Annotated in this window: 21 protein-coding genes; 20 read left to right on the top strand and 1 reads right to left on the bottom strand. The window is 52.4% G+C overall.

The features are described from left to right. The 11 genes from FKP33_RS12875 to FKP33_RS12825 all read left to right on the top strand — a co-directional run. Positions 1-362 (top strand): DUF4430 domain-containing protein (locus tag FKP33_RS12875; RefSeq protein WP_141335362.1); only part of this gene is annotated, 362 nt, incomplete at its 5' end. Then, the gene (locus FKP33_RS12870; RefSeq protein WP_141335360.1) at positions 359-1,246 is read left to right on the top strand and encodes an energy-coupling factor transporter transmembrane component T family protein; all 888 of its coding nucleotides are present in this window, start codon (positions 359-361) and stop codon (positions 1,244-1,246) included. The genes FKP33_RS12875 and FKP33_RS12870, both read left to right, overlap by 4 nt. Next, the gene (locus tag FKP33_RS12865; protein ID WP_258313443.1) at positions 1,219-2,871 is read left to right on the top strand and encodes an ABC transporter ATP-binding protein; all 1,653 of its coding nucleotides are present in this window, start codon (positions 1,219-1,221) and stop codon (positions 2,869-2,871) included. Before FKP33_RS12870 ends, FKP33_RS12865 begins: the two co-directional genes overlap by 28 nt. Before the next feature lies 1 nt (position 2,872). After that, positions 2,873-3,571, top strand: coding sequence for an ECF transporter S component (locus tag FKP33_RS12860; protein WP_141335356.1), 699 nt, complete (start codon positions 2,873-2,875; stop codon positions 3,569-3,571). Positions 3,572-3,748: 177 nt separating this feature from the next. Continuing rightward, complete coding sequence (locus tag FKP33_RS12855) at positions 3,749-4,564, top strand: helix-turn-helix domain-containing protein (protein ID WP_141335354.1); 816 nt, start codon at positions 3,749-3,751, stop codon at positions 4,562-4,564. Positions 4,565-4,621: 57 nt separating this feature from the next. Then, positions 4,622-6,118: a sugar ABC transporter ATP-binding protein gene (locus tag FKP33_RS12850; RefSeq protein WP_164751810.1), complete on the top strand. Its 1,497-nt coding sequence runs from the start codon at positions 4,622-4,624 to the stop codon at positions 6,116-6,118. A gap of 115 nt (positions 6,119-6,233) precedes the next feature. After that, entirely contained in the window at positions 6,234-7,364 is a 1,131-nt protein-coding gene (locus tag FKP33_RS12845; protein ID WP_127607852.1) for a substrate-binding domain-containing protein, read from the top strand. A 68-nt stretch (positions 7,365-7,432) separates the two neighbouring features. Next, a complete protein-coding gene (locus tag FKP33_RS12840; protein ID WP_141335352.1) occupies positions 7,433-8,932 on the top strand; it encodes a sugar ABC transporter ATP-binding protein in 1,500 nt (499 codons plus the stop codon). A gap of 27 nt (positions 8,933-8,959) precedes the next feature. Beyond that, a complete protein-coding gene (locus tag FKP33_RS12835; protein ID WP_054797166.1) occupies positions 8,960-9,937 on the top strand; it encodes an ABC transporter permease in 978 nt (325 codons plus the stop codon). A 59-nt stretch (positions 9,938-9,996) separates the two neighbouring features. After that, positions 9,997-11,946 carry an oxidoreductase gene (locus tag FKP33_RS12830; RefSeq protein ID WP_141335350.1) on the top strand — a complete coding sequence of 650 codons (1,950 nt, stop codon included), beginning with the start codon at positions 9,997-9,999 and terminating at the stop codon, positions 11,944-11,946. Positions 11,947-11,985: 39 nt separating this feature from the next. Then, on the top strand, positions 11,986-13,146 hold the full coding sequence (locus tag FKP33_RS12825; protein ID WP_141335348.1) for a Gfo/Idh/MocA family protein: 1,161 nt from the start codon (positions 11,986-11,988) through the stop codon (positions 13,144-13,146). A 65-nt stretch (positions 13,147-13,211) separates the two neighbouring features. Here the strand turns inward: FKP33_RS12825 and katA are convergent, their stop codons facing one another. Further along, positions 13,212-14,669 carry a catalase KatA gene (gene katA, locus FKP33_RS12820; protein WP_141335346.1) on the bottom strand — a complete coding sequence of 486 codons (1,458 nt, stop codon included), beginning with the start codon at positions 14,667-14,669 and terminating at the stop codon, positions 13,212-13,214. A gap of 404 nt (positions 14,670-15,073) precedes the next feature. On the opposite strand from katA, the gene FKP33_RS12815 reads away from it, so the two are divergent. The 9 genes from FKP33_RS12815 (at position 15,074) to FKP33_RS12775 (ending at position 26,019) form a co-directional block, all read left to right on the top strand. Beyond that, positions 15,074-16,249 carry an ABC transporter substrate-binding protein gene (locus FKP33_RS12815; protein WP_181410137.1) on the top strand — a complete coding sequence of 392 codons (1,176 nt, stop codon included), beginning with the start codon at positions 15,074-15,076 and terminating at the stop codon, positions 16,247-16,249. Between the two features lie 77 nt (positions 16,250-16,326). After that, positions 16,327-17,217: a branched-chain amino acid ABC transporter permease gene (locus FKP33_RS12810; RefSeq protein ID WP_127607859.1), complete on the top strand. Its 891-nt coding sequence runs from the start codon at positions 16,327-16,329 to the stop codon at positions 17,215-17,217. Positions 17,218-17,253: 36 nt separating this feature from the next. Next, positions 17,254-19,116 carry a branched-chain amino acid ABC transporter ATP-binding protein/permease gene (locus FKP33_RS12805; RefSeq protein WP_141335343.1) on the top strand — a complete coding sequence of 621 codons (1,863 nt, stop codon included), beginning with the start codon at positions 17,254-17,256 and terminating at the stop codon, positions 19,114-19,116. Beyond that, the gene (locus FKP33_RS12800) at positions 19,103-19,810 is read left to right on the top strand and encodes an ABC transporter ATP-binding protein (protein WP_127607861.1); all 708 of its coding nucleotides are present in this window, start codon (positions 19,103-19,105) and stop codon (positions 19,808-19,810) included. Before FKP33_RS12805 ends, FKP33_RS12800 begins: the two co-directional genes overlap by 14 nt. A gap of 114 nt (positions 19,811-19,924) precedes the next feature. Next, positions 19,925-21,094 carry an iron-containing alcohol dehydrogenase gene (locus FKP33_RS12795; protein ID WP_127607862.1) on the top strand — a complete coding sequence of 390 codons (1,170 nt, stop codon included), beginning with the start codon at positions 19,925-19,927 and terminating at the stop codon, positions 21,092-21,094. Positions 21,095-21,107: 13 nt separating this feature from the next. Then, complete coding sequence (locus FKP33_RS12790; protein WP_141335341.1) at positions 21,108-22,568, top strand: aldehyde dehydrogenase family protein; 1,461 nt, start codon at positions 21,108-21,110, stop codon at positions 22,566-22,568. Positions 22,569-22,622: 54 nt separating this feature from the next. Next, a complete protein-coding gene (locus FKP33_RS12785; protein ID WP_127607864.1) occupies positions 22,623-23,768 on the top strand; it encodes an acyl-CoA dehydrogenase family protein in 1,146 nt (381 codons plus the stop codon). Positions 23,769-23,800: 32 nt separating this feature from the next. After that, positions 23,801-24,436, top strand: a complete 636-nt coding sequence (locus FKP33_RS12780; RefSeq protein WP_127607865.1) for a 4-carboxy-4-hydroxy-2-oxoadipate aldolase/oxaloacetate decarboxylase — start codon at positions 23,801-23,803, stop codon at positions 24,434-24,436. 23 nt (positions 24,437-24,459) lie between these two features. Next, positions 24,460-26,019, top strand: a complete 1,560-nt coding sequence (locus FKP33_RS12775; RefSeq protein ID WP_141335339.1) for an acyl CoA:acetate/3-ketoacid CoA transferase — start codon at positions 24,460-24,462, stop codon at positions 26,017-26,019. The last annotated feature ends 30 nt before the right edge of the window (positions 26,020-26,049 follow it).

Raw genomic sequence — 26,049 nt, 5'->3', positions numbered from 1 at the left:
CGGCAGCGCCGGTGCATAACGCGCTAACCGTCACCATAACCGGGGACTCGAAGCGCGGCGTCCTTCTGAAGGAAGGCTCCGTGCCTTATGAGGAAGGAATGACGGTGATGGACGCGCTCAAGCAGGCAACCAAACAACATAAGATTCAGATGGAATTTCAGGGCAAGGGAGCTTACGCATATGTGCAAGGCATCGATAACTTATATGAATTTGACGAGGGCCCCAAAAGCGGTTGGGTCTACAAGGTGAACGGCAGCGCGCCCGGCGAAGGCGCCGGCGCCTATAAGGTAAAGGCAGGCGACAAGATCGAATGGCTGTACACGCTTGATCTGGGCGAAGACGTGGGAGCGAAGCCGAAATGAACAGCGGCTTCCGGTCCTTTCACCCGTTTCCATGCTTCTTCTATTTTATAGGCGCTATGGTTCTCGGCATGATCGTGACCCATCCGGTTTATATCGCGACCCTCTTGCTCCTTCTGGTCGTGCTGGTTGTCTTGAATCGGGAGCTTCGTACTTTGCTAAGTATGCTTACCTTTTTTCTTCCCATTAGTCTGCTGTATGCGTTGATCAATCCGTTGTTTTCCCATCGGGGGAGTCATATCCTGTTTTATGCGTGGGATCAGCCGGTTACGCTGGAATCGCTCGCGTACGGCTTGTTTGCCACCGTCAACCTGCTGGTGCTGCTGGTCCTGTTCATTTCGTATAATGCGGTGATCACGCCCGCCAGGTTTTTGTATTTGTTCGGGTCGCTGTTTCCGAAAATTGCGCTGCTCATCGTCATGGCGATGCGCTTTGTTCCGCTGCTGAAGCATCGGCTGGCCGGCATTTCGTCGGTTCAGCAGATGAAGGGGATCGACCCCGGTCATGGCAGCCTGCGGATACGGATGACGGACGGCATGAAGCTGCTGCAAATTTTGCTGGCGCTCTGTCTCGAGGAAGCGCTGCAGACGGCCGATGCGATGAAAGCGAAGGGGTACGGCTCCGGCCCCCGCGGACGGTATGAGGAATTTAGAATGCGGCCCCGGGATTGGGGCTTGTTCGGGCTGCTGCTCGGTTTGTTTACAGGCTGTGTCGTGTTCCGGCTTCTTGGTTATGGGACTTACCGGATTTTTCCGTCGCTTGAACCTGTAACGCTGCAGGGCTGGGAGACGTTGTCGTACGGGTGCTTTGCGCTGTTCGCGGCGGTGCCGGTCATCATGGAAACGAGGGAGGTGTGGGTGTGGCGATTCTGGAAATCCAAGATTTAAGCTTTCATTATCCTGCGGGCGAGCGCGCGGTTCTCGACCGGGTCAACCTTGCGGTGGAGCCCGGTGAGTTTGTGCTTCTGTGCGGGACTTCCGGCTGCGGCAAAACGACACTGCTCCGCCATATCAAAAAGGAGCTGGCGCCCTTCGGCGCGAGAAGCGGGGAGCTGCTGTTTCAAGGCAAGCCTCTCTCGTCGTATGACGACCGGTATATATCGAGAAATATCGGCATGGTGCAGCAGAGCCCGGAGAATCAGACGGTGACGGACCGGGTGCTGTCGGAGCTCGTGTTCACGATGGAAAATGTCGGGTTTCCGTCCGATCTGATGCGGAGGCGGGCGGCGGAGCTGTCCCATTATTTCGGACTGGATGCGCTGCTGGGCAAGCATGTCTTTGAGCTGTCAGGCGGGCAGAAGCAGCTCGTGCAGCTTGCTTCCGTTCTGGCTCTGCAGCCGCAGCTGCTGCTGCTCGACGAGCCGACGGCGCAGCTCGATCCGCTGGCCGCACGGGAGCTGATCCAACTGCTGCACAGGATCAACCAGGATCTTGGCTTGACGATCATCGTCGCCGAGCACCGTTACGAAGAGCTGCTGCCTGTCGTGGATCGGGTGATCGCGATGGAGAACGGCGCGATCCGGCACACGGGAACACCGCGTGAAGCGGTCGGGGCGCTCTGGACGGACGAGGATGAGAGATGGAAGGATTTTGTCCCGCCGATTCCGAGTCTGTTTCTGCAAGTGCAAGAGACCGACAGCCCGCACGAGGCGGTGCCGCTGACGGTCAAAGAAGGCCGGCAGCAGCTGCGTCGCCTGCCTGGCTTCGGGGCTGCCCGGCAGTCGGCTGCCGCGGATTCGGCGTCGGGCCGTGCGGCGCAAACGACGCGGCCGGAGGGGCCGGTTTTGCTGGAATGCAGGGAGCTGTACCTGCAATACGGCCCCAAGGATGCCGCGCCGGTGCTGAAGCATGCTTCGCTTCGCGTGTATGCCGGCGAGGTGCTGGCGATTCTGGGCGCGAACGGTTCCGGCAAAACGACGCTGCTGAAGGCCATGGCCGGTATGCTGAAGCCGCAAAAGGGAAAGCTCTTTTTTCAAGGGAAAGACCTGGGCAAATGGAAGCCCCATGAACGCGCCGCGCGGATCGGATTTCTCGATCAAAATCCGCTAACGTATTTTATCGAGGACACGGTGGAGCTGGAGCTTCGGCAGGCGGCGGCCCGTGCGGTACACAGGGGGACCGGCTCAGCCGAAGACACCGCGGACATCGTCAACAGGCTGGGACTGGGACGCGTGCTGGAGCGGCACCCCTACGATCTAAGCGAAGGGGAACGTCAGCTTGCGGCGCTCGCCGCGGTGCTGCTGTCAGGCCCCGATCTCCTGCTGCTCGACGAGCCGACCAAAGGGCTCGATCCCGCGGCCAAGCGCCGCTGGGGAGAGCGGCTCCGGGAGCTGCAGCAGCTGGGCAAAACCGTGGTCATGGTTACGCACGACGTGGAATTTGCCGCGGAATACGCGACCCGGTGTGCGATGATGTTTGACGGGATGCTCGCGGCCGATGAAGCGCCATCGTTGTTTTTTCGCGATAACTTGTACTATACGACGGCGATGTGCCAGCTGCTGAGGGAGGTTTGACATGGCGCGCGTCCGTTTCGCTTCGGCTGTCGTCATCCTCTTGTTTTTCGGCTCGCTCGCCTATATGGCGTGGGCGAACGATGAGCAGTATTTGCCCATCGCCTTATTGTTGGTGTGCGCATCGATTGTGCCGTTCTTCCTTCGCTATGAGAGTCGGTCCCTTCAGGCAAGGGAAATCGTGCTGGTGGCCGTACTTTCCGCAATTGCCGCCGTCGGGCGCGTTCCTTTCGCCGCTTTGCCGAGCGTGCAGCCCACATCGTTCGTGATCATCGTCTCCGCTCTCGTGTTCGGTTCCGAGACGGGCTTCATGGTCGGGGCGGTGGCCGCGCTGGTCTCCAATATGTTTCTGGGACAAGGTCCCTGGACGCCTTGGCAAATGTTCAGCTGGGGCATGATCGGCTGGACGGCCGGTATGCTGTATCAGCGGGGCTGGCTGAAAAACCGGTACATGCTGATCGCCTTCGGGTTCGTCTGGGGCATCTTGTTCGGGTGGATCATGAATATTTGGCTGCTGGCGGGCATGGGGCAAGATTTGACCTGGGCCTCGGCTCTGGCCGTCTATGCCTCCAGCTTTTACTTCGATTTGGCCCACGCGCTCAGCAATGTGTTTTTTCTGGCCGTCTTGGGTCCGGGGTGGATTAAAATTTTGGAACGGTACAGGTTGAAGTACGGCTTGCTGGATAGCCAGGGCTGGTCATGAAGTCATATACGGCCGCGGACGATGCGTCTGTGGCCTTTCTTCCGCACCCTGGATAATCCGCAAGATACCAAAGTGGATTCCGCAACATCCTTCATAGAATTGCTTGACGGGACGGTCTATAATAGGCTGGGAAAATGGTTGGTTTAACGGTTGTGTTAACGAGGGTTGGAGGAGACTATGTCACAATCAGGACAGAGCATGCTGGTGGAAGCACTTGAATTTCTCTCTGCCAAGAGAATGGACGGTAATGACCCGTGGCCCCAAATATCGGAGCCCTGTGCCGATGTCACTTCTCTCGTATTTATCAAGGGGGGGCGGGGAGAGAGCGTTATCGAGAATGTGACCTACTCCGTCAGAGAAGGGGATATCGTCATCTGCCATCCGCTTGTGCCTTTTCAGCTTCGTTCTTCAGCAGATCATCCGTTAATGATCATTTATTGTACATTCTCGATTCATGTGTCCGGAAAAAACAAAGGACAGCTGCTGGATGCCGGCCAATGTCCGGTCGTACCTCTTCGCAATAACCTTCGCGCGATGGGCAATTATTTCGAAGCCATTGTTCACGAGTATGAGCATCCTTCGGCAGGGTCCAGGGAAATCGTAAACAGTTTAATGAAAACGATTACAATCGTGCTGATCCGAATGCTTGAAGCGATGAAAGTCCCCGAATACACGTCGATCACTCAAACCGTAAAAGAATATATCCAGAGTCATTTCGAACAGGAATTAACGCTTAATGATTTGGCTGAGCTGGTATATGTCAGTCCGTATCACCTGGTCCACACCTTTAAGAATGACGTCGGCATGGCGCCTATCCAATATTTGATTCATTGCCGGATCGAAGAGGCCAAGCGTCTGCTGCGGAGTACGGAATTGTCGGTCAGCGACATTTCATTTCGGGTCGGCTACCCTAATTCCAACTACTTTAATCAAATTTTCAAAAAGATGGCGGGAGTCACCCCGGGCAAATATCGAAGCGATGCGAGGCGGTAGCTCCATCACGCGGGCTGCCGATGCAAGTAAATAGACAGGATGCTGGAGGGCTTTCGGATGCTTGAGCTGCAGGGTATCAGCAAATCGTTCTTAAACAATAAAGCCTTGGATAAAGTCAATTTTTCTTTACAAGCAGGCGAGGTGCATGCGCTTATCGGTCCGAACGGCGCAGGCAAATCGACCTTGATGAAAATATTAACCGGCATGTATGAGCCAGACGAAGGGGCTATCCTGCTCGGCGGACAACCGGTTCAAATTCGGTCTATTCTGGAAGCGCAAAAGCTTGGAATCGCCATTCTTCATCAGGAACCGATGCTCGTTCAGGATATGAGCGTCGTCGATAATATATTTCTCGGTGTCGAACCGCGGATTGCCGGCATGATTCCGAGATTCCGCTATATGAAGGAAGAGAGCAAACGATTGCTCAAAACGTTGGGAGTTCCCCTTCACCCCAATACGCCCGTGAGAAATTTATCGTACAGCCAACAATTCGTCGTTGCCATCGCTAAAGCGCTGTCGTTCAAATCTAAAATTCTTATCATGGATGAGCCGTCTTCCTGTTTATCCGAGTTCGAGAGCGGGCGTTTGTTCGACGTGATCCGCAAGCTGAAACGGGAAGGGGTGGCCATCGTCTATATTACGCACCGCATCAAAGAGGTGATGCAAATCTGCGACCGGGTCACCTTTCTCCGCGACGGAAGACATGTCGCCACGATGGACGTAGCGGGAATGAGCGAAGAAGAAGCGATCAAAATGATGCTGGGAAGAGAGCTGCATCAATATTTTCCTCCGATTTTGGACGAAGCGGGGGAAACGTTGGTCAGGGTACAAGGCCTGACGAAAAAGCCATTTTTTTATGACATCGATTTTTCATTGCGGGAAGGCGAAATTTTAGGCGTTGCCGGCTTGATTGGATCGGGAACCTCGGAGCTGGCCAAAGCGCTATTCGGCAAAGAGAAGCGGGACCGCGGCAGCATATTTTGGCGCAACCGGGAGCTTCCGTACAAGAAAGGACGGGACGCCTCCGATTTTCGCTTCGGATTCGTCAATCAGGATCGCATTGAGGAGGGCCTGTTTTTGGAGATGGGCGTGAATCGCAATTTAACGATGCCCGGACTGGACAAAATCATGCGGTACCATATTCTAAACGCGAATAAAGAAAATGACGCGGCTTTGGATGCCGTTATCGAAATGGACATCAAAATTCAGCATCTGAATCAAAAGGTGAAATATTTAAGCAGAGGCAGCCAGCAAAAGGTGATGCTCGGGAAATGGCTGGTTCCTCAAAGCGATCTTTACTTGCTGGATGAACCGACACGGGGCGTAGACATTGGAAGTAAAGTTGAAATTTACGCGAAAATTCACGATCTGGCAGCCGCCGGCAAAGGCGTGATCGTCTTTTCGTCCGATTTTGCGGTATTAATGGGGTTGTGCACGCGAATTCTGGTCATGTATCAAGGGCGGATTGCTGCGGAGCTGCATCACAGCGAGGCAAGTGAAAAAAAAATACTGCATTATGCTACGGGAGGATCGCATGATTCGCAAGAAACATAACTTCAAGCCACAATTTTGTTAAGTGTAAGCGGATTCAATATCCAGTATGATAGGCATGTGAGCGCTTACAATAAAGGATTAAAATGAAGCTCGAATAGAAAGGGAGGGTTTATCCTTGTTCAAAACAAAAACCAATTTCCTCATGGTCCTGATCCTGCTGGTTACCGTTGTTACAGCAGGCTGTGGGCAAAATGCCGCTCCACCCGATTCAAATGGCGGGCAAGCCGGCGCCCAGACCGCAGGCAGCGGCAAGGAGGAGGGGCTGGCCAAGCTGCCTCCGCTGAAGGAGGAGGAGGCGCTGGGGAAACCGGCCGGCGTCGATACGCTGGAGCTGACGCCGGAGGAAGCGGCGAAAATCAAAGAGATGAAGCCTGTGATCGGTTATTCCGTTCATTTTGGCGACATCGCATCGGAGAAAGTGATTGGCCAGGCGATTAAAGAAACCGTCGAGTCCTATGGCGGAAAGTACATTTTGACGGATGCGCAAAGGAATCTCAATAAACAAATGAGCGACGTCGAATCACTCATCCTTCAGAAGGTGAACGGGGTTGTGGCCATTGGGGTTGATACGGCTGCTTTTGGCCCGGCTGTTAAAAAATTAAACGACGCGAAAATTCCCGTCGTGCTTGGCGGCGGGCCTCCTAACCAAGGCGATTTCGTGAGCCTGGTAGACCCGGATGGTTACGGCGGCGGTTTTGCGGCAGGCAAAGCATTGGTCAAAGAGCTGAAGGCCAAAGGGATTGAAAGCAAATCTTTAGCGACGATCGGGCTAAGGGCTTATATTTTGACTTGCGAGCAAAGAGTCAGGGGCTTCGAAGACGCTGTCCGGGAAGACGGCTATAAAATCGTGGCAAGAGGTCAGGCAGACACGGCCGATCAGGCCCAACAAGAGTTTGAAAACATTTTGACGGCGCATCCGGACGTTGTCGGAGCCTTCGGCGTCTATGAGACGCCGGCTTTAGGGATGGAAGCGGCGGTTCGGACTTCCGGACGCAAGGATGTTTTCGTCGTTACCCATGATTTGAACGATCACCTTGCCAAAGGAATGGCGGATGGGAATAAAATTGTGATCTTCACCTCGTCCCAGGACTTGTATGCCGAAGGAAAATACAAAGCGTTGGCGCTGTTAAAGGCCGTAGCCGGCGGGCAAGTTCCTAAATATGTGACGGTAGCCACCTTGCCTACCTCTGCGGAGAACGTGAAGGAGATGTATAAGAAAGTATTCAATAAAGACTGGCCCAATTAATTCGTAGCAAACTAGGGTCCCGGGCTGGATACGATCCGGTCCGGGTTCGTCTATAGGGGAGGTTTACTGTGGCTGAGCATGTACTGGAAATGGCCGGAATCACCAAAGTTTTCCCGGGAGTTAAAGCTGTAGACAACGTAAACTTTACCCTGAGAAAAGGGGAAGTTCATGCTTTATTAGGTGAGAACGGGGCGGGCAAAACGACTTTAATGAAAATTCTTGCCGGCGTTTACCGTCCGGAACAGGGGAAAATTGTAATCGACGGGCAGCCCGTTCAAATCAACTCCAGAAAAAAATCCCAAGAGCTGGGCGTCGGCATGATCTTCCAAGAGCTGAGCGTGCTGCCCAATCTCAATGTAGCTGAAAATTTGTTCCTGGCGAAGGAAAAGAAAAAGGGGATGCTGCTCGACAACTCCCTGATGGAAAAAGAAGCGCAAGCGCTTCTCCAAAGCCTGGGCTTATCTATAAGCCCCAATCAGATCGTGAAAAATTTAAGCATGGGTGAACGCCAGGTTATCGAGATCGCCCGAGCGATTTCAAGCGACGCGAAAATTATCGTTATGGATGAACCGACTTCGGCCTTAACCCATGACGAGCAGGAAAAGCTTTTTGAAATCATTCAGAAATTAAAGGCCAGAGGAACTGCCATTATATATGTATCCCACCGAATGGACGAGATTTTCAAAATTTGCGACCGGATTACCGTACTTCGGGACGGCAAGAAGATCGATACGGTGGATACGAAAGAAGCGGACATCAAACAAATCATCAACATGATGATCGGCGATAACGAAGGGTTTCATGAATCGGTCATTGCGAGGAAGCAAACGGGCAAGCAAACGGCCGCTCCGATCTTACAAGTAGACCGTCTCACCGGCACCAGGTTTAAAAATGTCAGCTTTAAGCTTTATAAAGGGGAGATTCTGGGCATTGCCGGGTTATTGGGCAGCGGCAGGACGGAAATATTACGCGCGATCTGCGGGCTGGACCCGGTCTCATCGGGAACGATAACCATGAATGGAACCGTGCGCAGGATCAAATCGATTCAGGACGCTATCCGGCTTGGCATTATTATGGTTCCGGAAGATCGAAGAAATGAAGGGATCATACCGGGCATGTCGATCAGGGAAAATGTAACCTTAACCAATCTTCCCGCTTTTTTCCCCAGCGGCGTCATTAAGTCCAAAACGGAACATACCGTGGCCCGCCGGAACATCACGGATTTAAAAATAGCGCCGGGAGATCCGGAGAAAAAGGTCGGCAAGCTCAGCGGCGGCAATCAGCAAAAGGTCGTCATCTCGAGATGCCTGAATCTGAATCCCCAAATTCTGCTGCTGGATGAACCGACGCAAGGCATTGATATTGTGGCCAAAACCGAATTGTATAAATTGTTTCGTTCATTAGCCGATCAAGGCATGGCGATCATCGTTGTATCATCGGAACTGCCGGAGCTCGTGTCGATCACGGACCGGACGATCGTCCTTTATGACGGGCAAGTCAAAACAACGCTCGAAGACGCTGAGATCAATAACAAGAGCATCTTGTATCACGCTACCGGGGGGCAATAATTCGCAATGGAACTGGGAGGACAAAAAATGGCTGGTCTGGCAACGGAACAAAGCCCCGCGCTCAAGCTGGGAAAACTACTGGGCAAATCAACGGCAATCATTTTTATAGCGCTCGTGATACTGATTGCCATTTTCAGCTATCTTTCGCCGTATTTCTTAACCTTCAGCAATTTTATGAATATTATCCGGCAAATGTCCATGATTGCGATCGTCGCTTTCGGCATGACGTACGTCATCATTGCCGGGGAAATAGATCTTTCCGTCGGCTCGATTATCGGCATCACCGGCATGGTCGCGGCCATCAATATCAAATCCGGCCTCGATCCGGTTGTTGTTATCTTTTTAACGCTCGCTTTAGGTGCTTTGATCGGTTTATTTAACGGGATCATGGTCGTAAAAGTAAGGGTCACCGCCTTTCTGGCCACCCTGGTTTGCATGTCGATATTAAGGGGGCTGTCGTTGGCGTCAAGCCCCGGCTCGGCGCCTGTTACGATCAGCTCGCCGCTTTTCGTCGATTTGACGACGATGAACATCGGGCCGATCCCGATTGTGCTGATTTATCTCGCTGTCCTGCTGTTTATCACGCATTTTGTATTAAATAAAACGGTCTTCGGCAGACATATTTATGCGACGGGCGGCAGCGCTATCGCGGCTTCATTATCCGGAGTCAACGTCAGCCGGGTCAAGATCATGGTGTTTGTCATCAGCGGTTTATTGTCAGCCTTCAGCGGACTCGTGCTGGCCGGCCGTTTGTCCGCAGGCTTGCCCGATTCCGGTACAGGGTGGGAATTGGATGCCATCGCCGCAGTCGTATTAGGGGGAACCAAGTTCAGCGGAGGCAAAGGCACCGTGATCGGCACGCTCGGGGGAGCGCTTATTATCGGCATTCTCAGCAACGGTTTAACGCTGCTCGGCATGACTTATGCTTACCAGTTAATTATTAAGGGGATTATTATTGGAATCGCCGTTATTTTGGATATTTGGGTTCGCAGGGAAGAAGCTTAACATGAAGCTTAACATGAAGCTTAACATGAAGCTTAACATGCGTAGATGGAGGGAAAGCGATGAGCGGCTTTAGCCATTTGTTCACACCATTTTCAATCGGGAATGTAACGGTAAAAAATAGAATTGTTTTTCTTCCGCATTTTAATGCGCTTAGCAGCGAGGACGGGATGCCGACGGAAAGGGATGCGCTCTATTTTGCCGAGCGCGCCAAAGGCGGAGCGGGACTCATCATCATGTACGGCATTGCCTGTACGTTATCCGGTAAAATGTCGCAAAAATTTATTCACGGCTGGGATCCTCAAATCGTGCCCGGGTTAAGCCAATATGCCGAATTGGTTCATCAGCACGGCAGTAAAATTTTCGGCCAAATCAACCATGGCGGACACACGACCTTGCAAAATCCTCCGCAGCTCTTGTTTGCCCCTACGCAAATGCCGGAGCCTTCGAGTCCATTTAATACGAAAGAAATGGAAATTGAAGATATTCAAGAGGTGATTGAAGGCTTTGCCAAAACCGCTTTGCATTTTAAGATGGCCGGCTTCGACGGGGTAGAAATTAAAGTCGCCCATGACGGTCTCCTGCGTTCGTTTGTGTCGGAGTTTTTCAACCGGCGTACAGACCAATACGGGGGTTCGTTTGAAAATAGATTGCGGTTTCCGCTGGAAGTCATTCAAGCGATTAGAGACGCAGTAGGCGATGACTATCCGCTCGGCATACGTCTTTGTCTGGATGAATATACGTCATGGGGATACGGGCTTGACTTCGGTCTGAAGCTGGCTAAAGCGTTCGAAGAAACGGGCCAGGTCACGTACATCAATACGGATGCGGGAACCTTTTCCAGCTTTTATATGGAAATTCCGCCCGCTGCGGTTCCGAAAGGCTTTGCCGTGCATATGAGCGCTTCCCTGAAGGATACGATCAAGCTGCCGGTTATCGCTTTCGGCCGCATTAACGATCCGGTTCAGGCGGAGAAAATTTTAGCCGACGGTCAAGCCGACCTGATCGGGATGGCCAGGCCGCTGATTGCCGACCCTGAGCTTCCGAATAAAGCGATGCGGGGAGATGCGGATGATGTGCGCGCCTGTATCCACTGCAACGACGGTTGTATTTTTCAAGTGATGCAGGAAAAGGCTATACGCTGTATTCATAACCCTGCGGCAGGCCGGGAGAAGACGCTTGGCATCGGGACTTTAACGCTGGCTGCCGTGAAGAAACGGGTAGTCGTCATCGGTGGCGGCGTGGCCGGTTTGAAGGTAAGCGAAATCGCCGCTCTGCGCGGCCATCAAGTCACGCTTATCGAGAAAAGCGGCCAGCTGGGCGGCCAGGTGCTGCTGGCAAGCAAGCTGCCCTACAGAGATCAGCTGCTTGAAGTTCCTTCGCATCTCATTAAACGGGTGAACCGGCTTGGCGTAGAAGTGCTGTATAACACGGAAGCTACGGAAGCAAGCGTGCGCTCGCTCCAGCCTGATGCGGTCGTCATTGCTACCGGTTCTTATTCCGGCAAATTAAATATTCCGGGCATAGACCAGGACAATGTTTATAACGTATACGACGTGCTTCAAGGGAAAGCGGCCATCGGCGACAGGGTTCTGCTTATCGACCGGGGCGGGCATTATAAGGGCGCGGGCATGGCGGAGCTTCTGGCTTCCCAAGGGAAACACGTCCATATCGTCACCCCCTTATTGTTCGTAGGAGAGAATCTGGAACCGAGCAACAGGGCGCTGCTCTATCAACGCATTTCCAAACTGGATATCGAAATGACGCCTCATGTGGAAGCCGTGTACATCCATGGGCGGGATGCCGTCATTCAGCATGTATATTCGGGCAAAGAGCAGCGGCTTAGCGGTTATGACACCTTTATTTATGTGACCTATAACCATTCCAATGAAGCTTTGTATCATGCACTCAAAGGAAAATGCAAGGAAGTATACCGCGTTGGCGACAGTGCGGCTCCCCGCATGATCGAGCAGGCGGTATGGGACGGAGAAGAAATTGGCCGCAAACTCTAGGCGATCGGACAGAACGATAACATAAAGGGGTATTCCAAGGTGCAGAAAATTAAAGCTGGATTTATAGGAACCGGGTTTATCGGGCCTGAGCATATCGAGGCCGTGCGGCGCTTGGGGTTTGTGGATGTAGCGGCCGTGGCGGAGACCAGTAAGGAGAAGGCTGAAAAAAGAGCGGCTGAATTCCATATACCTACGGCATACAGCGATTACCGCGACATGTTGGCAGACCCGGAAATCCAGGTCGTACACAATTGTACGCCCAACCATCTGCATTATCAGATCAGCAAAGATATCATCCTGGCCGGGAAGCACGTCATATCTGAAAAACCGCTGGGCATGACCCGCGATGAGACGGCAGAGCTTGTCCGGTTAGCCCGTGAGAACCATATCGTGCATGGCGTAAACTTCAACTACCGGCAGTATCCGCTCGTCCAGCAATTACGGGCGATGATCGCTCAAGGCCAATTAGGGACGGTTCATCTTGTGCATGGAAGCTACCTGCAAGACTGGCTGCTCTATGATACCGACTACAACTGGCGCCTTGAGCCTGGAGTAGGGGGGAACTCGCGGGCGGTAGCGGATATCGGATCACACTGGTGCGATATTGTACAGCATGTCATCGGTCAGCGGATTACAGAAGTGTTTGCCGATTTAGCGACGGTCATCCCTGTAAGAAAGCGCTCGAAGCAAGGGGTTGTCACTTTTGGCTCCCCGTCACAGCAGGAAGCGGAGTACGATGAAGTGCCTGTTGCTACGGAGGATTATGCTACAGTACTGGTTCGTTTCAACGGCGGCGCAAGAGGGGCGTTTACCGTTTCCCAAGTCAGTGCGGGCCGTAAAAACAGGCTTTCTTTTGAAATTGATGGCAGCCTGTCGGCGGCTTACTGGAATCAGGAAGAACCGGAGAAGCTTTGGATCGGACACCGCGACCGCGCCAATGAGCATCTTCTGGCGGACCCTCCCTTGTTACTGCCGGAGGCCAAAGCCTACATCAAGCATCCTGGCGGACATAACGAAGGGTGGCCGGATGGAATGAAAAATATGATGGCCCATTTCTATCGCTTTATTGCCGAAGGCAAAGACCCGCTCAAAGACAGCGCCAATTTCGCCACGTTTGCCGACGGGCATACGGCGATGTGCCTGATCGATGCTATTCTGGAAAGCAATCAGACTCAAGCATGGGTCAAGGTCAAAACCTGACGAAACAAAGCCCTGAACCAATAAAGTTCAGGGCTTCGTCGCATCCATGATTCGTTAGCCGTTCATTAAACGCCTTGCGGTACAGATAATCCGAGTCCTTCTGCGATACGTTGTCCGAACTCCGGATCTGCTTTATACCAGTGCCCGATTTGACGAAGCTTGATTTCGTCTTTTTCGACAGGCTTCATAGCGCCGACAATGTTATCAACCAGACGCGCACGTTCTTCTTCGCTTAAGAGACGGTATAAGTCGCCAGGCTGCGTGTAATGGTCATGATGGTCATAACCGACGCTATCGGCTTCGCCGGATACGGTGAAGGCGGCAGGCTTATTCTCAGGCGATTCTGTAGGTCCGCCGTAGCTGTTTGGCTCGTAATATACGGAAGCCCCGCCATTGTTATCGGCACGCATTTGGCCGTCGCGCTGATGGTTGTTCACTTCCGCTACCGGACGATTGATCGGCAGCGTATTGTGGTTAGCTCCTACACGATAGCGATGAGCGTCCGAGTAGGCGAACAGACGGCCTTGCAGCATTTTATCCGGTGAAGCTTCGATTCCAGGGACAAACGACCCAGGAGAGAACGTTGCTTGCTCAACTTCGGCAAAATAGTTTTCCGGGTTGCGATCCAATACCATACGGCCTACTTCAATTAACGGATAGTCTTTCTGGGACCATACTTTCGTTACATCGAATGGATCGAAACGGTACGTATTCGCATCTTCCAACGGCATGATTTGAACATACAGCGTCCATGCCGGGAAATCGCCCTTATCAATGGCATTGAACAAATCCTCGATATGGTAATCCGGATTTTCGCCTGCAAGCTGCGCAGCAAGGTTAGGATCGAGGTTTTTAATGCCTTGCTCTGTTTTAAAGTGATATTTCACCCATACGGCTTGGCCTTGGGCATTGACCCACTTGAAAGTATGGCTGCCGAAACCGTGCATATGCCGGAACGTCGCCGGAATACCGCGATCGGACATCAGAATCGTTACCTGGTGCAAGGATTCAGGGGATAAAGACCAGAAATCCCATACGGCGTTCGGGTTTTTCAGATGTGTTTGCGGATGACGTTTTTGAGTATGAATAAAGTCCGGGAATTTAATCGCATCGCGGATAAAGAAAACAGGTGTGTTGTTGCCGACCAGGTCATAGTTTCCTTCTTCGGTGTAGAACTTGACGGCGAATCCACGCGGGTCGCGAACCGTATCGGCCGAACCGAGTTCGCCGGCAACCGTCGAGAATCGGATGAATAGGGGAGTACGTTTTCCTACCTCTGATAAAAAGTTAGCTTTGGTATATTCCGATACATCGTTGGTTACTTCGAAGTAACCGTGCGCTCCGGCGCCCTTGGCATGAACAACACGCTCCGGAACACGTTCTCTGTTAAAATGCGCTAATTTTTCTAGAAGGTGAACATCTTGAATTAATGTCGGACCACGCGAACCGGCTGTCATTGAGTTTTGGTTATCCCCAACTGGAGCTCCCCAACTAGTAGTTAGATTTTTCTTATTTGTACTCAAAATAGCGTCACCTCATCAGAAATTTTTAATATTTCGTACTCTATATACTATGATAACTATTCTCAACAAAAAATCAATACTTATTTATAATTATTATAAATAACGATAGAAAGTTAGACAAAATTCGCGGTTTGTCAGTGTTTTTCGGCAATGTATGACTTGGAATCCATTTGAAAATAATTCTAATTATACCATGATATGGACCATTAGACGAGTCATAAAAAATCAATTGACAATTAATAGGAGGTCGCACTATATTTATATTATCGTTAATCGATAATCTATATTAGTTATTTGAAAGCGCTTAATTTTGGGAGGAGGTAGCGGTTATGAAGTGAATGATAAAGATCCAGATGTCGGAACCGGGTCATCCAAAAAAGTTGATTGATGAAGGGGTGCACACATTGAAAAAGTCGATTCGGACAACACTGCTTCTATGTATAGCCTCCATGATGATCGTATTGTCAGCTTGTGGAACGAACAGCGGTGACGGTCAAGGCAGCAAAGGCTCCGGAGGCAGCGGCTCAGGCGGTACGGGGGGCGTTATTAAAATCGGGATGGTAGCCGACCTGACGGGGAAGTCCGCGCTTACCGGCGAGTTTAAGAAAAGAGGGGCGCAAATTGCCTTGGACGAAATTAACGCAAACGGCGGAATTAACGGCAAGACGATTGAACTGGTCATTGAGGATGATCGCGGTACGAACGACGGGACGGTATCGTCCTTTCAGAAAATTGTATCGAATCCGGACGTCATAGCCGTACTCGGTCCGATTACGAGCACGAATGCGAAGTCGATCAGCGATATCGCCAAGAAAACCGGCATTCCGGTCTTGATCGGCGGAACCAATGTCGGGTTGACCACAGAGTTGAAAAATCCATGGTTTTTCCGGATCCGACCGCATGACGGATATTCGGCCCAAACGATCGCAGACTTCACCGCAGATAAAAAAGGTCATCAAAAAATCGCGATCATCTACGATACGGATGCATTCGGCACAGCCGGCAAAGACATGCTGATCAGCGAATATAAGAAAAAGGGAATTACGCCTACAACGGTTGAGGGGATTACGGCAGGTACCAAAGACTTCACGCCGACCCTTGAAAGCATCCGCAAATCCGGCGCTGAAGCGATCAATACGATGATGACGGCATCCGCGGACGTCGCACAGCTGGTCATCCAAATGAGGCAGCTTGGGATCAATACCGATTTGGTAGGCTCATCATCGGCAGCCCAAACGACAACCGTGAAATTGGCCGGGGATAAATTGAACGGAATTTACGGGGCTAACGACTTTGCTCTGGATCAGAGCGAGGAAGCCAAGCAATTCGTTGATAAATTCCAGAAGAAATATAATGAGCTTCCGGATCTGTATACGGGATGGGTGTATGATTCCCTACATATTTTAGCCAAGATCATCAAAGATAAAGGAACGGATCCGGAGCAAATGCGGCAAGGGATATTGGCTCTCAAGGGCTTCAAAGGGGTGGAAGGCGAATATAACTTTGACGAAAATGGCGACGGCTTGCATCAATACTCCATCGTGAAGGTCGAAAACGGCAATTTTGTAACACAAAAATAACACAAGGGCCATGGGTTGAATTCGGCGGCGGCGCAGGCTTGGCCGGATTCGACCCATAGAAGAGGAAGGGGAACAATATGGAACAGTTCAATATGCCCCTGCAGCTCCTGGTCAGCGGACTGGCGATCGGCAGCATATACGCGCTGGTAGCACTGGGATTTGTGTTGACTTACGTATCGGTGAATGTGGTTAATTTTGCACAAGGCGACTTTACGATGATGGGGGCTTTCGTAGCATTTACGCTTGTGGTTGGCGGCGGCCTCCCGGTGTGGGCCGGGCTTTTGATCGGGATTGTCATCATCGGGGGAATCGGATATTTGTTTCAGCTCAGCGTGTACCGGCCTTTTGTGAAACGGAACAAAGCTTTTTTGCCGGTGATGATCAGTACGCTTGGGGCGTCGATGATTATTCAAAATATTTTCTTAATCATTTACGGCCCCTACCCGCAGAAGCTGTCTCCGCTTTTTAGCAAGGAAACGATTAAAGTCGGGGAAATCGTCATTTCGGTGCAGTACTTGGCGATTCTTTGCTGCGCCGTCCTCCTCCTCGTGCTGCAGTACTTGTTATTTGAGAAGACGCGCCTCGGCAAAATGATGCAGGCGACTGCCCAGGACCCGACCACTGCCAAATTGATGGGAATCAAAGTCACCTCGATGCAAGCGCTGACCTTTATTTATAGCGCGGCATTAGGCGGAACGGCCGGTATTTTGGTTGCGCCGGTTTTTATGATTAACCATACGATGGGAGCGATTATCGGGCTTAAAGCGTTTGCGGCTTCGATCGTAGGCGGTTTGGGCGATGTGAAGGGAGCCATCTTCGGAGGCTTGATGATCGGGGTTATCGAAACCTTTGCGGCTGCTTATATTTCAGGACCTTATAAAGACGGCTTTGCGTTTTTATTTTTAATTATTTTCCTGATCTTTAGACCGTATGGGATTTTTGGAGAAAAAGTCGGAACGAAAGCCTGATGCCCTGACGAATCCAAATTTCTGGGGAGTGTTGAAATGCAAACCATAAAGCTTAGTGAAGCGAATGTAAGAAGCGGCAAAACGAATAATTCCCTGCTTATCGCCGCCGGTCTTCTGCTGATCGTTATTGCGTTTTGTCTTCCGTATCTGCTGCCGGGCGGGCGGCTCGGCAACTACTATATGACCGAGGTTATTAAAACGACCGTATTTTGTTTGGCTACCCTCGGCCTCACGGCAGGTATGGGCTACGGGGGGCAAATCTCGCTTGCCCAAGCCGCGTTTTTCGGCCTCGGCGCCTATTCGCTTGCGTCGGCCACCGTGCTGTTCGGATTGCCTTATTGGGTGGGAGTGCTGTTGGCCCTTCTCGTACCCGTTGTCTCCGGGCTGCTCCTCGGTGCCATCTCTCTGCGTGTCGTCACTCACTATTTGGCGCTGGTGACCATCGGCTTTCAAATTATCGTCCAGCTGGTCATGCATAACTGGAAAATTGTTTTTGGCGGCGCCGACGGCGTGGGCGGCATCCCTCGTCCCTTCGGCATTGACGATCTGAAGGCTTATTATTGGGTCTGTCTGACGGTTTTACTCGTCTGCATGTTGTTCGTGTACCGGATGAGAAGATCAAGACTCGGACGGGCTTTGTTCGCCTTGCGGGAAGACGAACTGGCGGCCTCGGCCATCGGCATTGACTTGTATCGGACGAAAATGATGGCGTTCTCCGTATGTTCGGCCTTAGGCGGCGTAGGCGGTCTCCTGTATGCCTCCGCTTATCAGTACATCAGCCCGGATGTATTCAGCTTTGAGCAGTCGGTTACCTTCTTCGCGATGCTGATTACCGGAGGAGCGGATTCCATCATCGGCACCCTGGTAGGCACCGTCTTATTGACCTGGCTGCCGGAATGGCTTCGATCCTTTAAAGATTATTACCTGGCGATTTACGGCGGCTTGATTATTGCGGTGCTGATCTTCGTGCCCAACGGGATTTGGGGCATCGTCAGCAGTCTGTATCAGATGGTCATGAAGAAGAAGGGCAGCGGCAATGCGGCTTCGGGAACGATAAAGTTTGTAGAAGGAAAAAGACTGTCGTATCTGGAACGGCAGGACGCTCCAGCGATAAAGTCCCGGCAGCCTGTTATTTTCGAGGTGAACGGATTAAAGAAGCATTTTGGCGGAGTTAAAGCGGTTGACGGCGTCGATTTTCACATCCGGAAAGGTGACATCCACGTGCTCATCGGACCGAACGGATCGGGCAAAACGACTGTTATTAACGTTCTGAGCGGACTATACGCGGCAACAGAGGGAACGGTCAGCTACCGCGGCAATCCGATCGCCAATTTGCGGCCGCACCTGATTGTCAAGCAAGGCATCGCGAGAACGTTCCAGAACATCCGGTTATTTCCCGAGCTCACCGTGATCGAGAACGTGATGATCGGCCAGCATATCCGGACGAAATCGAATTTGGGGAGCATATTTTTCAATATCAGGTCTTTCCGGGATGAAGAGAAAAAAATTAGAGAACGGGCGGAAGAAGCGCTCGCGTTTGTAGGGTTTGAGAATTACGCGGAAAAGGTAAAAAATTTGGCATACGGTCAACAGAGATTGGTGGAAATCGCCAGAGCGCTGGCAACCGAACCGGAATTGCTATTGTTGGATGAGCCGGCCGCAGGTATGAATCCGGAAGAGACGCAGGAGCTTGTCAAGCTGCTGAAACGAATGAATGAGCTGGGCATTACGATGCTGCTGATCGAGCATGACATGAATTTGGTGACGCAGGTTGCCGATTCGATTACCGTACTGAATTTCGGCAAAAAAATTAGCGAAGGCTCACTCGAGCAAGTATTGGATGATGCGGAAGTCATTAAAGCCTATCTCGGGGAGGAATTTGTTCGTGCTGAGGCTTAACGGAATCGAAACCAGATACGGTAAAATTGTCGCTTTGAGAAACATGTCTCTGGAGGTTAGAGAGGGAGAAATCGTGGCTCTGCTCGGTATGAACGGAGCAGGCAAATCGACAACCTTGAAAACCATCTCCGGGCTGCTCCGTCCGAAAGCGGGAACAATTGAATTCATGGGCCAGCCGGTTGACCAGCTTTCCCCGGAAGAAATTGTCCGGCGCGGCATTATTCACGTACCGGAAGGCAGGAAGATTTTTCCCGGACTGACCGTGAAGGAAAACTTGATTCTGGGGGCAACCAGCAGAAAAATTTCCATGACTCAGGTGAAACAGGAACTCCAGGAGATTTTGGACATATTCCCCGAACTGATTCCGTTGCTGGATCAGCTTGGCTGGTCTCTATCCGGAGGGCAGCAGCAAATGTGCGCAATCGGAAGAGGTCTGATGGCCAAACCGAAGCTGCTCATGCTTGACGAGCCTTCGCTTGGGCTGGCTCCGTTAATCGTTCAGAACATGTTTCATACGATTCAGAAAATTAACCGGAACGGGACAACGGTGCTGTTGGTCGAACAAAACGCAAGACAAAGCCTGGCCATTGCCCATCGCGGGTATGTAGCGGAAGCCGGTAAAATCGTCGCAAGCGACGAAGCGTCGAATCTGCTTAACGGGATCCATCACGCCTATTTGGGCGCAGCCAAATAAGAGAGCTTACCTTTCAAAAATTATCTTTACAGATTGTGGGTAATTTTGGTAACATCAAATTATTATATTATCGATAATCGATAATTGATAAAAACACGATAAGGGCGTGACGTCATGAATCTTGTTCTGGACTCCTTTGAATTTGGTTTACACACTCAAATTTACTACGGCGTTAATAAATTAAATGACCTCCCTCATCTGATCCGCAGGTACAACTACAGCAAGGTTTTGATATGCACGGATAAAGGAATTGTGCAGTCCGGCAATTTGATTCGACTGGAAAATATGCTGAAAGAAGCCGGGATTGATTTCTTCACCTTCACCGATGTGGAGCCGGACCCGACCATCGAGATCGTCCAGCATGTGAAAAGCTTGTTTATCGAAAACGGATGCGACGCGCTTATCGGCCTGGGCGGAGGCAGCTCGATCGATACGGCCAAGGGCGTTTCCGTTGCCGTAGCGAATCCCGGCGACCTTAGCCAATACGAGGGGAAGGATAAGATTCCGCACAAGGGACCCGACCTGATTGCGATTCCAACGACGGCGGGGACCGGCTCCGAGGTCACCCATGCTACCGTATTAAAGGATAAGAAGCGTCAATATAAAATGGGCATTTTAAGCCATACCTTGCATGCCAAGGCAGCTATCCTGGATCCCCAATTGCTGACGACGGTTCCAAGAGGCGTTGCGGCGGTAACGGGGATGGATGCCTTAAGCCATGCCATCGAATCGTACACATCCAATCAGGCGCAGCCGATTACGGAAGCGCTCGGCCTGCACGCCATTCGATTAATCGGCCAAAATTTGCGCCCCTTCGTCGCACGCAGAGCCGATCTTCAAGCCGCCTCCCAGATGATGCTGGCTTCCACCATCGCCGGAGCGGCCTTCATCTGGGGAAGAATCGCCGCCGTCCATGCCATCTCCCATCCGCTCGGCGGTCGGCTCGGGGTCGCGCACGGCATGGCAAACTCGCTGCTGCTGCCTGCCGTGATGCGCTACAACGTCAGTACGAACTACGAAAAATTCCGCGATATCGCGATCGCGCTCGGCGAACCGGTGGAAGGATTAAGCTTGCGCGAGGCTGCAGAGCGCTCGATTCACGCGGTGGAGCAGTTGATTCACGACCTGGAAATTCCGACCACACTGGCTGCTCTTCAACTGCATCCGACCGATGAGGAGCTGGATATCATCGCGAAGGAAGCGATGGATTCCGGGATGACGGCTGCGAATCCGAAGGAATGTACGGTGAAGGATTTACGCAAAATGCTCGAAGAAATTCGATAGGGGGCATGGAGAGATGGGAAATGCACAGCAAACCGCGATTCAAGTGAAAAGCTATATCGGAGGCCGGTGGGCGGCGTCCAAGGGAGAACCGGTCCAGAGGGAAAATCCGGCCAATACGAATGAAATTGTCGCTGTTGTCAGCAGCGCTACGCAGGAAGACGCGATTCAAGCGATCGAATCGGCTCATGAAGCGTTTCAAACGTGGTCCAAAGTTCCGGCAGTGAAACGAATCGAAACGATTTATAAATTCCTCGAGCTGCTGGAGAGAAGAAGACAGGAAATCGCCGAGCTGCTCACCAGGGAGATGGGCAAGCCGATCCACGAAGCGAACGGTGAAATCACGAAAGCGATCAACGAGGTGCGGTTCTCTGCCGGCGAAGCTCTTCGATTGACCGGAGAAACGCTTCCGAGCGAGCGCCCCGGCATTCAGGTGAGAACGGTGCGCGTGCCGAAGGGGGTCATCGCCGCCATCTCTCCGTGGAATTTCCCGCTTGTCACGCCGATGCGTAAAATCGCTCCAGCACTAGCTGCCGGAAATACGGTTGTCTTTAAACCGGCAACGGTGACGGCAGCGATGGGGGCGAAAATTGTGGAATTGTTCGAAGAAGCGGGCCTTCCTGCGGGTGTGCTGAATCTGGTTGTCGGTGCGGGCCGAAGCGTAGGCCATACGCTTGTCTCGCATCCGCTCGTCAAAGGGGTGACCTTCACCGGATCTACGGCGGTCGGCTCCGGCATCTACAAACTGGCTGCGGAGCGCCTCATTGAGGTGCAGCTGGAGATGGGCGGCAAGAACGCCGGTATTATTTATGAGTACCCGGATGTGAAAGGTGCGCTTGACCAGATTTTGGCCGCCGCATTCGCCGCAAGCGGGCAGCGGTGCACATCGATCAGCCGCGTGGTCGTCCAAAGATCGATAGAAAACGAGGTCACAAGCTACTTGAAGGAAAAGCTGGGCTCCTATGTCATTGGCGACGGAATGTCCGGAAACGTCAATATGGGCCCGCTGGTCAGTCAAGACCAACTGGAAACCGTCGAGCACTATGTCCGCATCGGACTGGAGGAAGGCGCTACGCTGGCGGTTGGCGGCAAGAAGCCGACCGGAGCCGAAGGCGGTTATTATTTCGAGCCTACGGTATTCACCCAAGTAACGCCGGAGATGAGAATCGCCAAGGAAGAAATTTTTGGCCCTGTCCTCGTCGTCATCGCGGTAGACAGCTTTGAAGAAGCCGTTCAGGTTGCAAACAACAGCGAATACGGATTGGCCGTATCCTGCTTTACGCACAACATGCAGTACGCGGAGAAAGCGGCCGTGGAAATTGAAGTAGGCATGGTTCATATCAACAACGGGACGATCAGCGAGTCGCACGTTCCATTCGGCGGAGTGAAGGATTCAGCCGTAGGGTCGTACTCGATCGGCTCGACGGGCAAAGATTTTTTTACCGCACTTAAAGTCATTTATTCCAGCCCGAAATAAGGGCGGGCGTTCACGAAACGATTGGTTATTACAACGGGTTGGGAGAGTTGACCTATGAGCTATGAATTAACGGCACAGCAGCTGGAGTGGCAGTCGGTCGCGCGGGATTTTGCCGGGCGGAAGCTGACGCCGGCCAAGCATTGGCTGGAGGGCGAGGAGTTTTGGAATAACGCGAAGATGCTCTCGGAGCAAGGCTTTCTCGGCGTTACGCTGCCTGAAGAATACGGCGGCATGAATCTGGATCTGTTCAGCGCCATCCTTATGATCGAGGAGCTGTGCAGAGTGTGTCCGACGAGCGGCCGCATGGTGTATCACACAGGTCCGGGGATCGCCAACTTCATCAATCACTTGGGGACGCCGGAGCAGAAACGCCAATATTTGCCGAAAATCGTCGCAGGTCAATATTATGTCGCTCTGGGGATGAGCGAGCCGGATGCGGGGAGCGCGGCAACCGATATCCAAACAACGGCCGTGGAAGACGGCGATAACTACAGGTTGAACGGCTCGAAGATCTTTGTCAGCGAAGGGCATATTGCCGATGCCTTTGTCGTGTACGCCAGATTCGGCCATACCGGCAAGCCGTCGGATATCGGCGCGATTCTTGTGGAACGGGGAATGCCGGGCTTTTCCGTAGGCGTAGCCGAAGAAAATATGAGCGGCGAATTCCAGACGGCGCTCTATTTTGACGACGCGATCGTTCCTAAAGCGAATGTATTGGTGAAAGAGCATGCGTTTAAGGCGCTGATGGGCGTTTATAACGGGGTTCGTTTAGGCTATGCCGCGCAAACGCTCGGGATTACGCAGGCCGCTTTCGACCGCACCTGCCAATATGTGAAGGAACGCAAGCAATTCGGCAAAGAGATTTGCGATTTCCAGGGCGTGCAGTGGATGATCGCCGATATGTATTTGCAGCTGGAAGCGGCCAGGACGCTGCTCTACAAGGCAGCGGCTGACGCCCTCGACAGTAAAGCCGATAAAACGTCGGTAAGCATTGCCAAGGTCTACGTCGCGGAAGCTGCGAAAAAGATTACGGATGATTGTCTCCAGCTTCATGGCGGGTACGGTTTCTCCAAGGAATATCCGCTGGAATGGTATTACCGCTGCGTGCGTGCGGCCTCGATCGCCGGAGGAACGATACAGGTTCATAAGACCATGCTTGCTTCATCGGTACTTGGAAAAAAATTCGATCAACGAAAGTAAATTCCAGTCTGTCCGCGAGGGAGGAGAAAGACATGCCGGAACACACTACGGCAACATTAGTAGAGCAATTGGCCCGGTTTGATGCGGCCATTGTATCGGATTGCCTGGCCGGGAATGAACATGCGATGTCCGCATCGATTAAACCGCTTGACCGCAGCACCCAAATATGCGGGCCGGCGCTGACGGTCAAATGTCAGCCGCAGGATAACTTGATGCTGCATCTGGCGGTAGCTCAGGCGAAACCGGGAGACGTTCTGGTCGCTGTGACGAACCAGCATTACGAAGCCGGTTACTGGGGCGAGATTCTAACGATCGCCGCGATGAAACGCGGTATCCAGGGGCTGGTCATCGACGGCAGCGTCCGGGATATCGGGCCGATTATAGATCTGGGTTTTCCGGTCTTCACCCACTCGGTCTCCATCAAGAAAGCGGAAAAGAAAAATGCGGGTAAACTAAACGTCCCCATCGTTGCCGGAGGCATCACGGTGAATCCGGGGGACATCATCCTGGCCGATGCCAGCGGTGTGGCCGTTGTTCCTTCGCACCGGCTGGAGGAGATCGTGCAAGCGGCTCAGGAGAAGGTGGATTTTGAAAAAATGGTGATCGGGAAGTTGGAGCAGGGGCAATTAACCGTTGATTTGTTCGATCTCCGCAAATATGACTATTAGAACGACGGGAAGGAGGAAGACGCATGCCGGCACCAAGTAGGGGGACAGCGGCCCGCTCCAAAGTCATGACGGCCGAAGAGGCCGTGGCGAAAATTCCAAGCGGCTCGACGATTGCGATCGGGGGCCTCATTTCGATTCTATGTCCGGAGACGGTCATTGCTGCCTTGGGAAATCGGTTCGAGACGAGCGGGAGTCCTGCGCATGTATCAGTTGTCACCCCCGTTCGCGTCGGTTGGGACAAAGACAACACGACGGGACTCGATCATTTTGCCAGGCCCGGGATGTTAAAGCGCTTGATTAGCGGAAGCTTCAATGTCAAGGAAAGCCCGAGAATTACGGATATGATCCGGAATAATCAAATTGAAGCGTACAGCTTCTCGATGGGAACGTTATTCCAGCTCATACGGAGCATGGCCGGCGGCAACGACGGCATGTTCACCAAGGTCGGCTTGCGGACGTATGTCGATCCCCGTATGGAGGGCGGCAAGCTGAACGAAGCGACGACGGACAATATCAATGAAGTCATCCAGGTGGGTGCAGAGGAATACCTGTATTACCGTCCGCTGCCTATCGATGTCGCGATTATCCGCGGCACGACTGCGGATGAAGATGGCAATGTCTCTCTGGAGCGCGAGCCGGTAACGTTGGCGGGACTCGAAATGGCCATGGCGGCGAAGGCAAGCGGCGGCTATGTGATCGTGCAGGCCGAGCGGCTTACCGCGAAAGGATCGATTTCTCCCCGTTCCGTAGCCATTCCGGGGATATTGGTGGATGCCGTCGTGATCGACCCGGAGCAACAGCAGAGTCTGCTGCCGTACAATCCGAGCTGGACGGGAGAAGTCAAGGCTCCGACCGATGACATGGTGCAGCCCATGGCGCTTGACATGAAGAAGATCATTTTGCGCCGAGCTGCGGAGGAGCTGCTTCCGGGCTCGGTGATCAATCTGGGCGTGGGCATACCGGTTGCGCTGCCGCAGTTATTATTGGAACAACACAGGCTCGATCAAGTGACGTTTTCTTTGGAGCACGGAGCGGTAGGGGGGATCCCTATGGGCGAAGAAGTGTTCGGCGCGCACCGGAATCCGACGGCGTTCTTCACGTCCCCGCAAGTGTTTGATTATTACCATAACGGAGGCTTGTCGGCGACGCTGCTGGGTTTTGCCCAGATCGATGGTTCAGGCAATGTGAACGTGAGCAAGTTTAACGGGATTTTTCGCGGGTCCGGCGGATTTATCGATATCACGCACCGTACGAAGAAAATCATGTTTTGCGGGACGTTGACCAGCGGAGGCCTGGACATCGGCATTCAGGACGGCAAGATGACCATTGTGAAGGAAGGCAGGCATAAGAAGCTGATCCGGCAGGTCGAGCATTTGACGTTTAATGCGGAGGCCGCGAGAGAAAAGGGACAGGAGCCTGTCTATATTACGGAACGAGCCGTATTCCGGTTAGGGGACAACGGTTTAGTGCTGACCGAATACGCGCCGGGCATCGATGTGGAGAAGGAGATTTTGCCTTACATCGATTTCAAAGTCGACATTGATCCGGACGTCAAGCCCATGTCCCCCCATCTTTTTGTTTAGACGCTGAAGGCTCGCAAGCAACTTGACAAA

The sequence above is a fragment of the Paenibacillus sp. tmac-D7 genome (genome assembly GCF_006519665.1).
In the GTDB taxonomy this organism is placed as follows: domain Bacteria; phylum Bacillota; class Bacilli; order Paenibacillales; family NBRC-103111; genus Paenibacillus_G; species Paenibacillus_G validus.
Note: the sequence above shows the minus strand (reverse complement) of the source record. Positions and strands in the feature narration are given on the sequence as shown.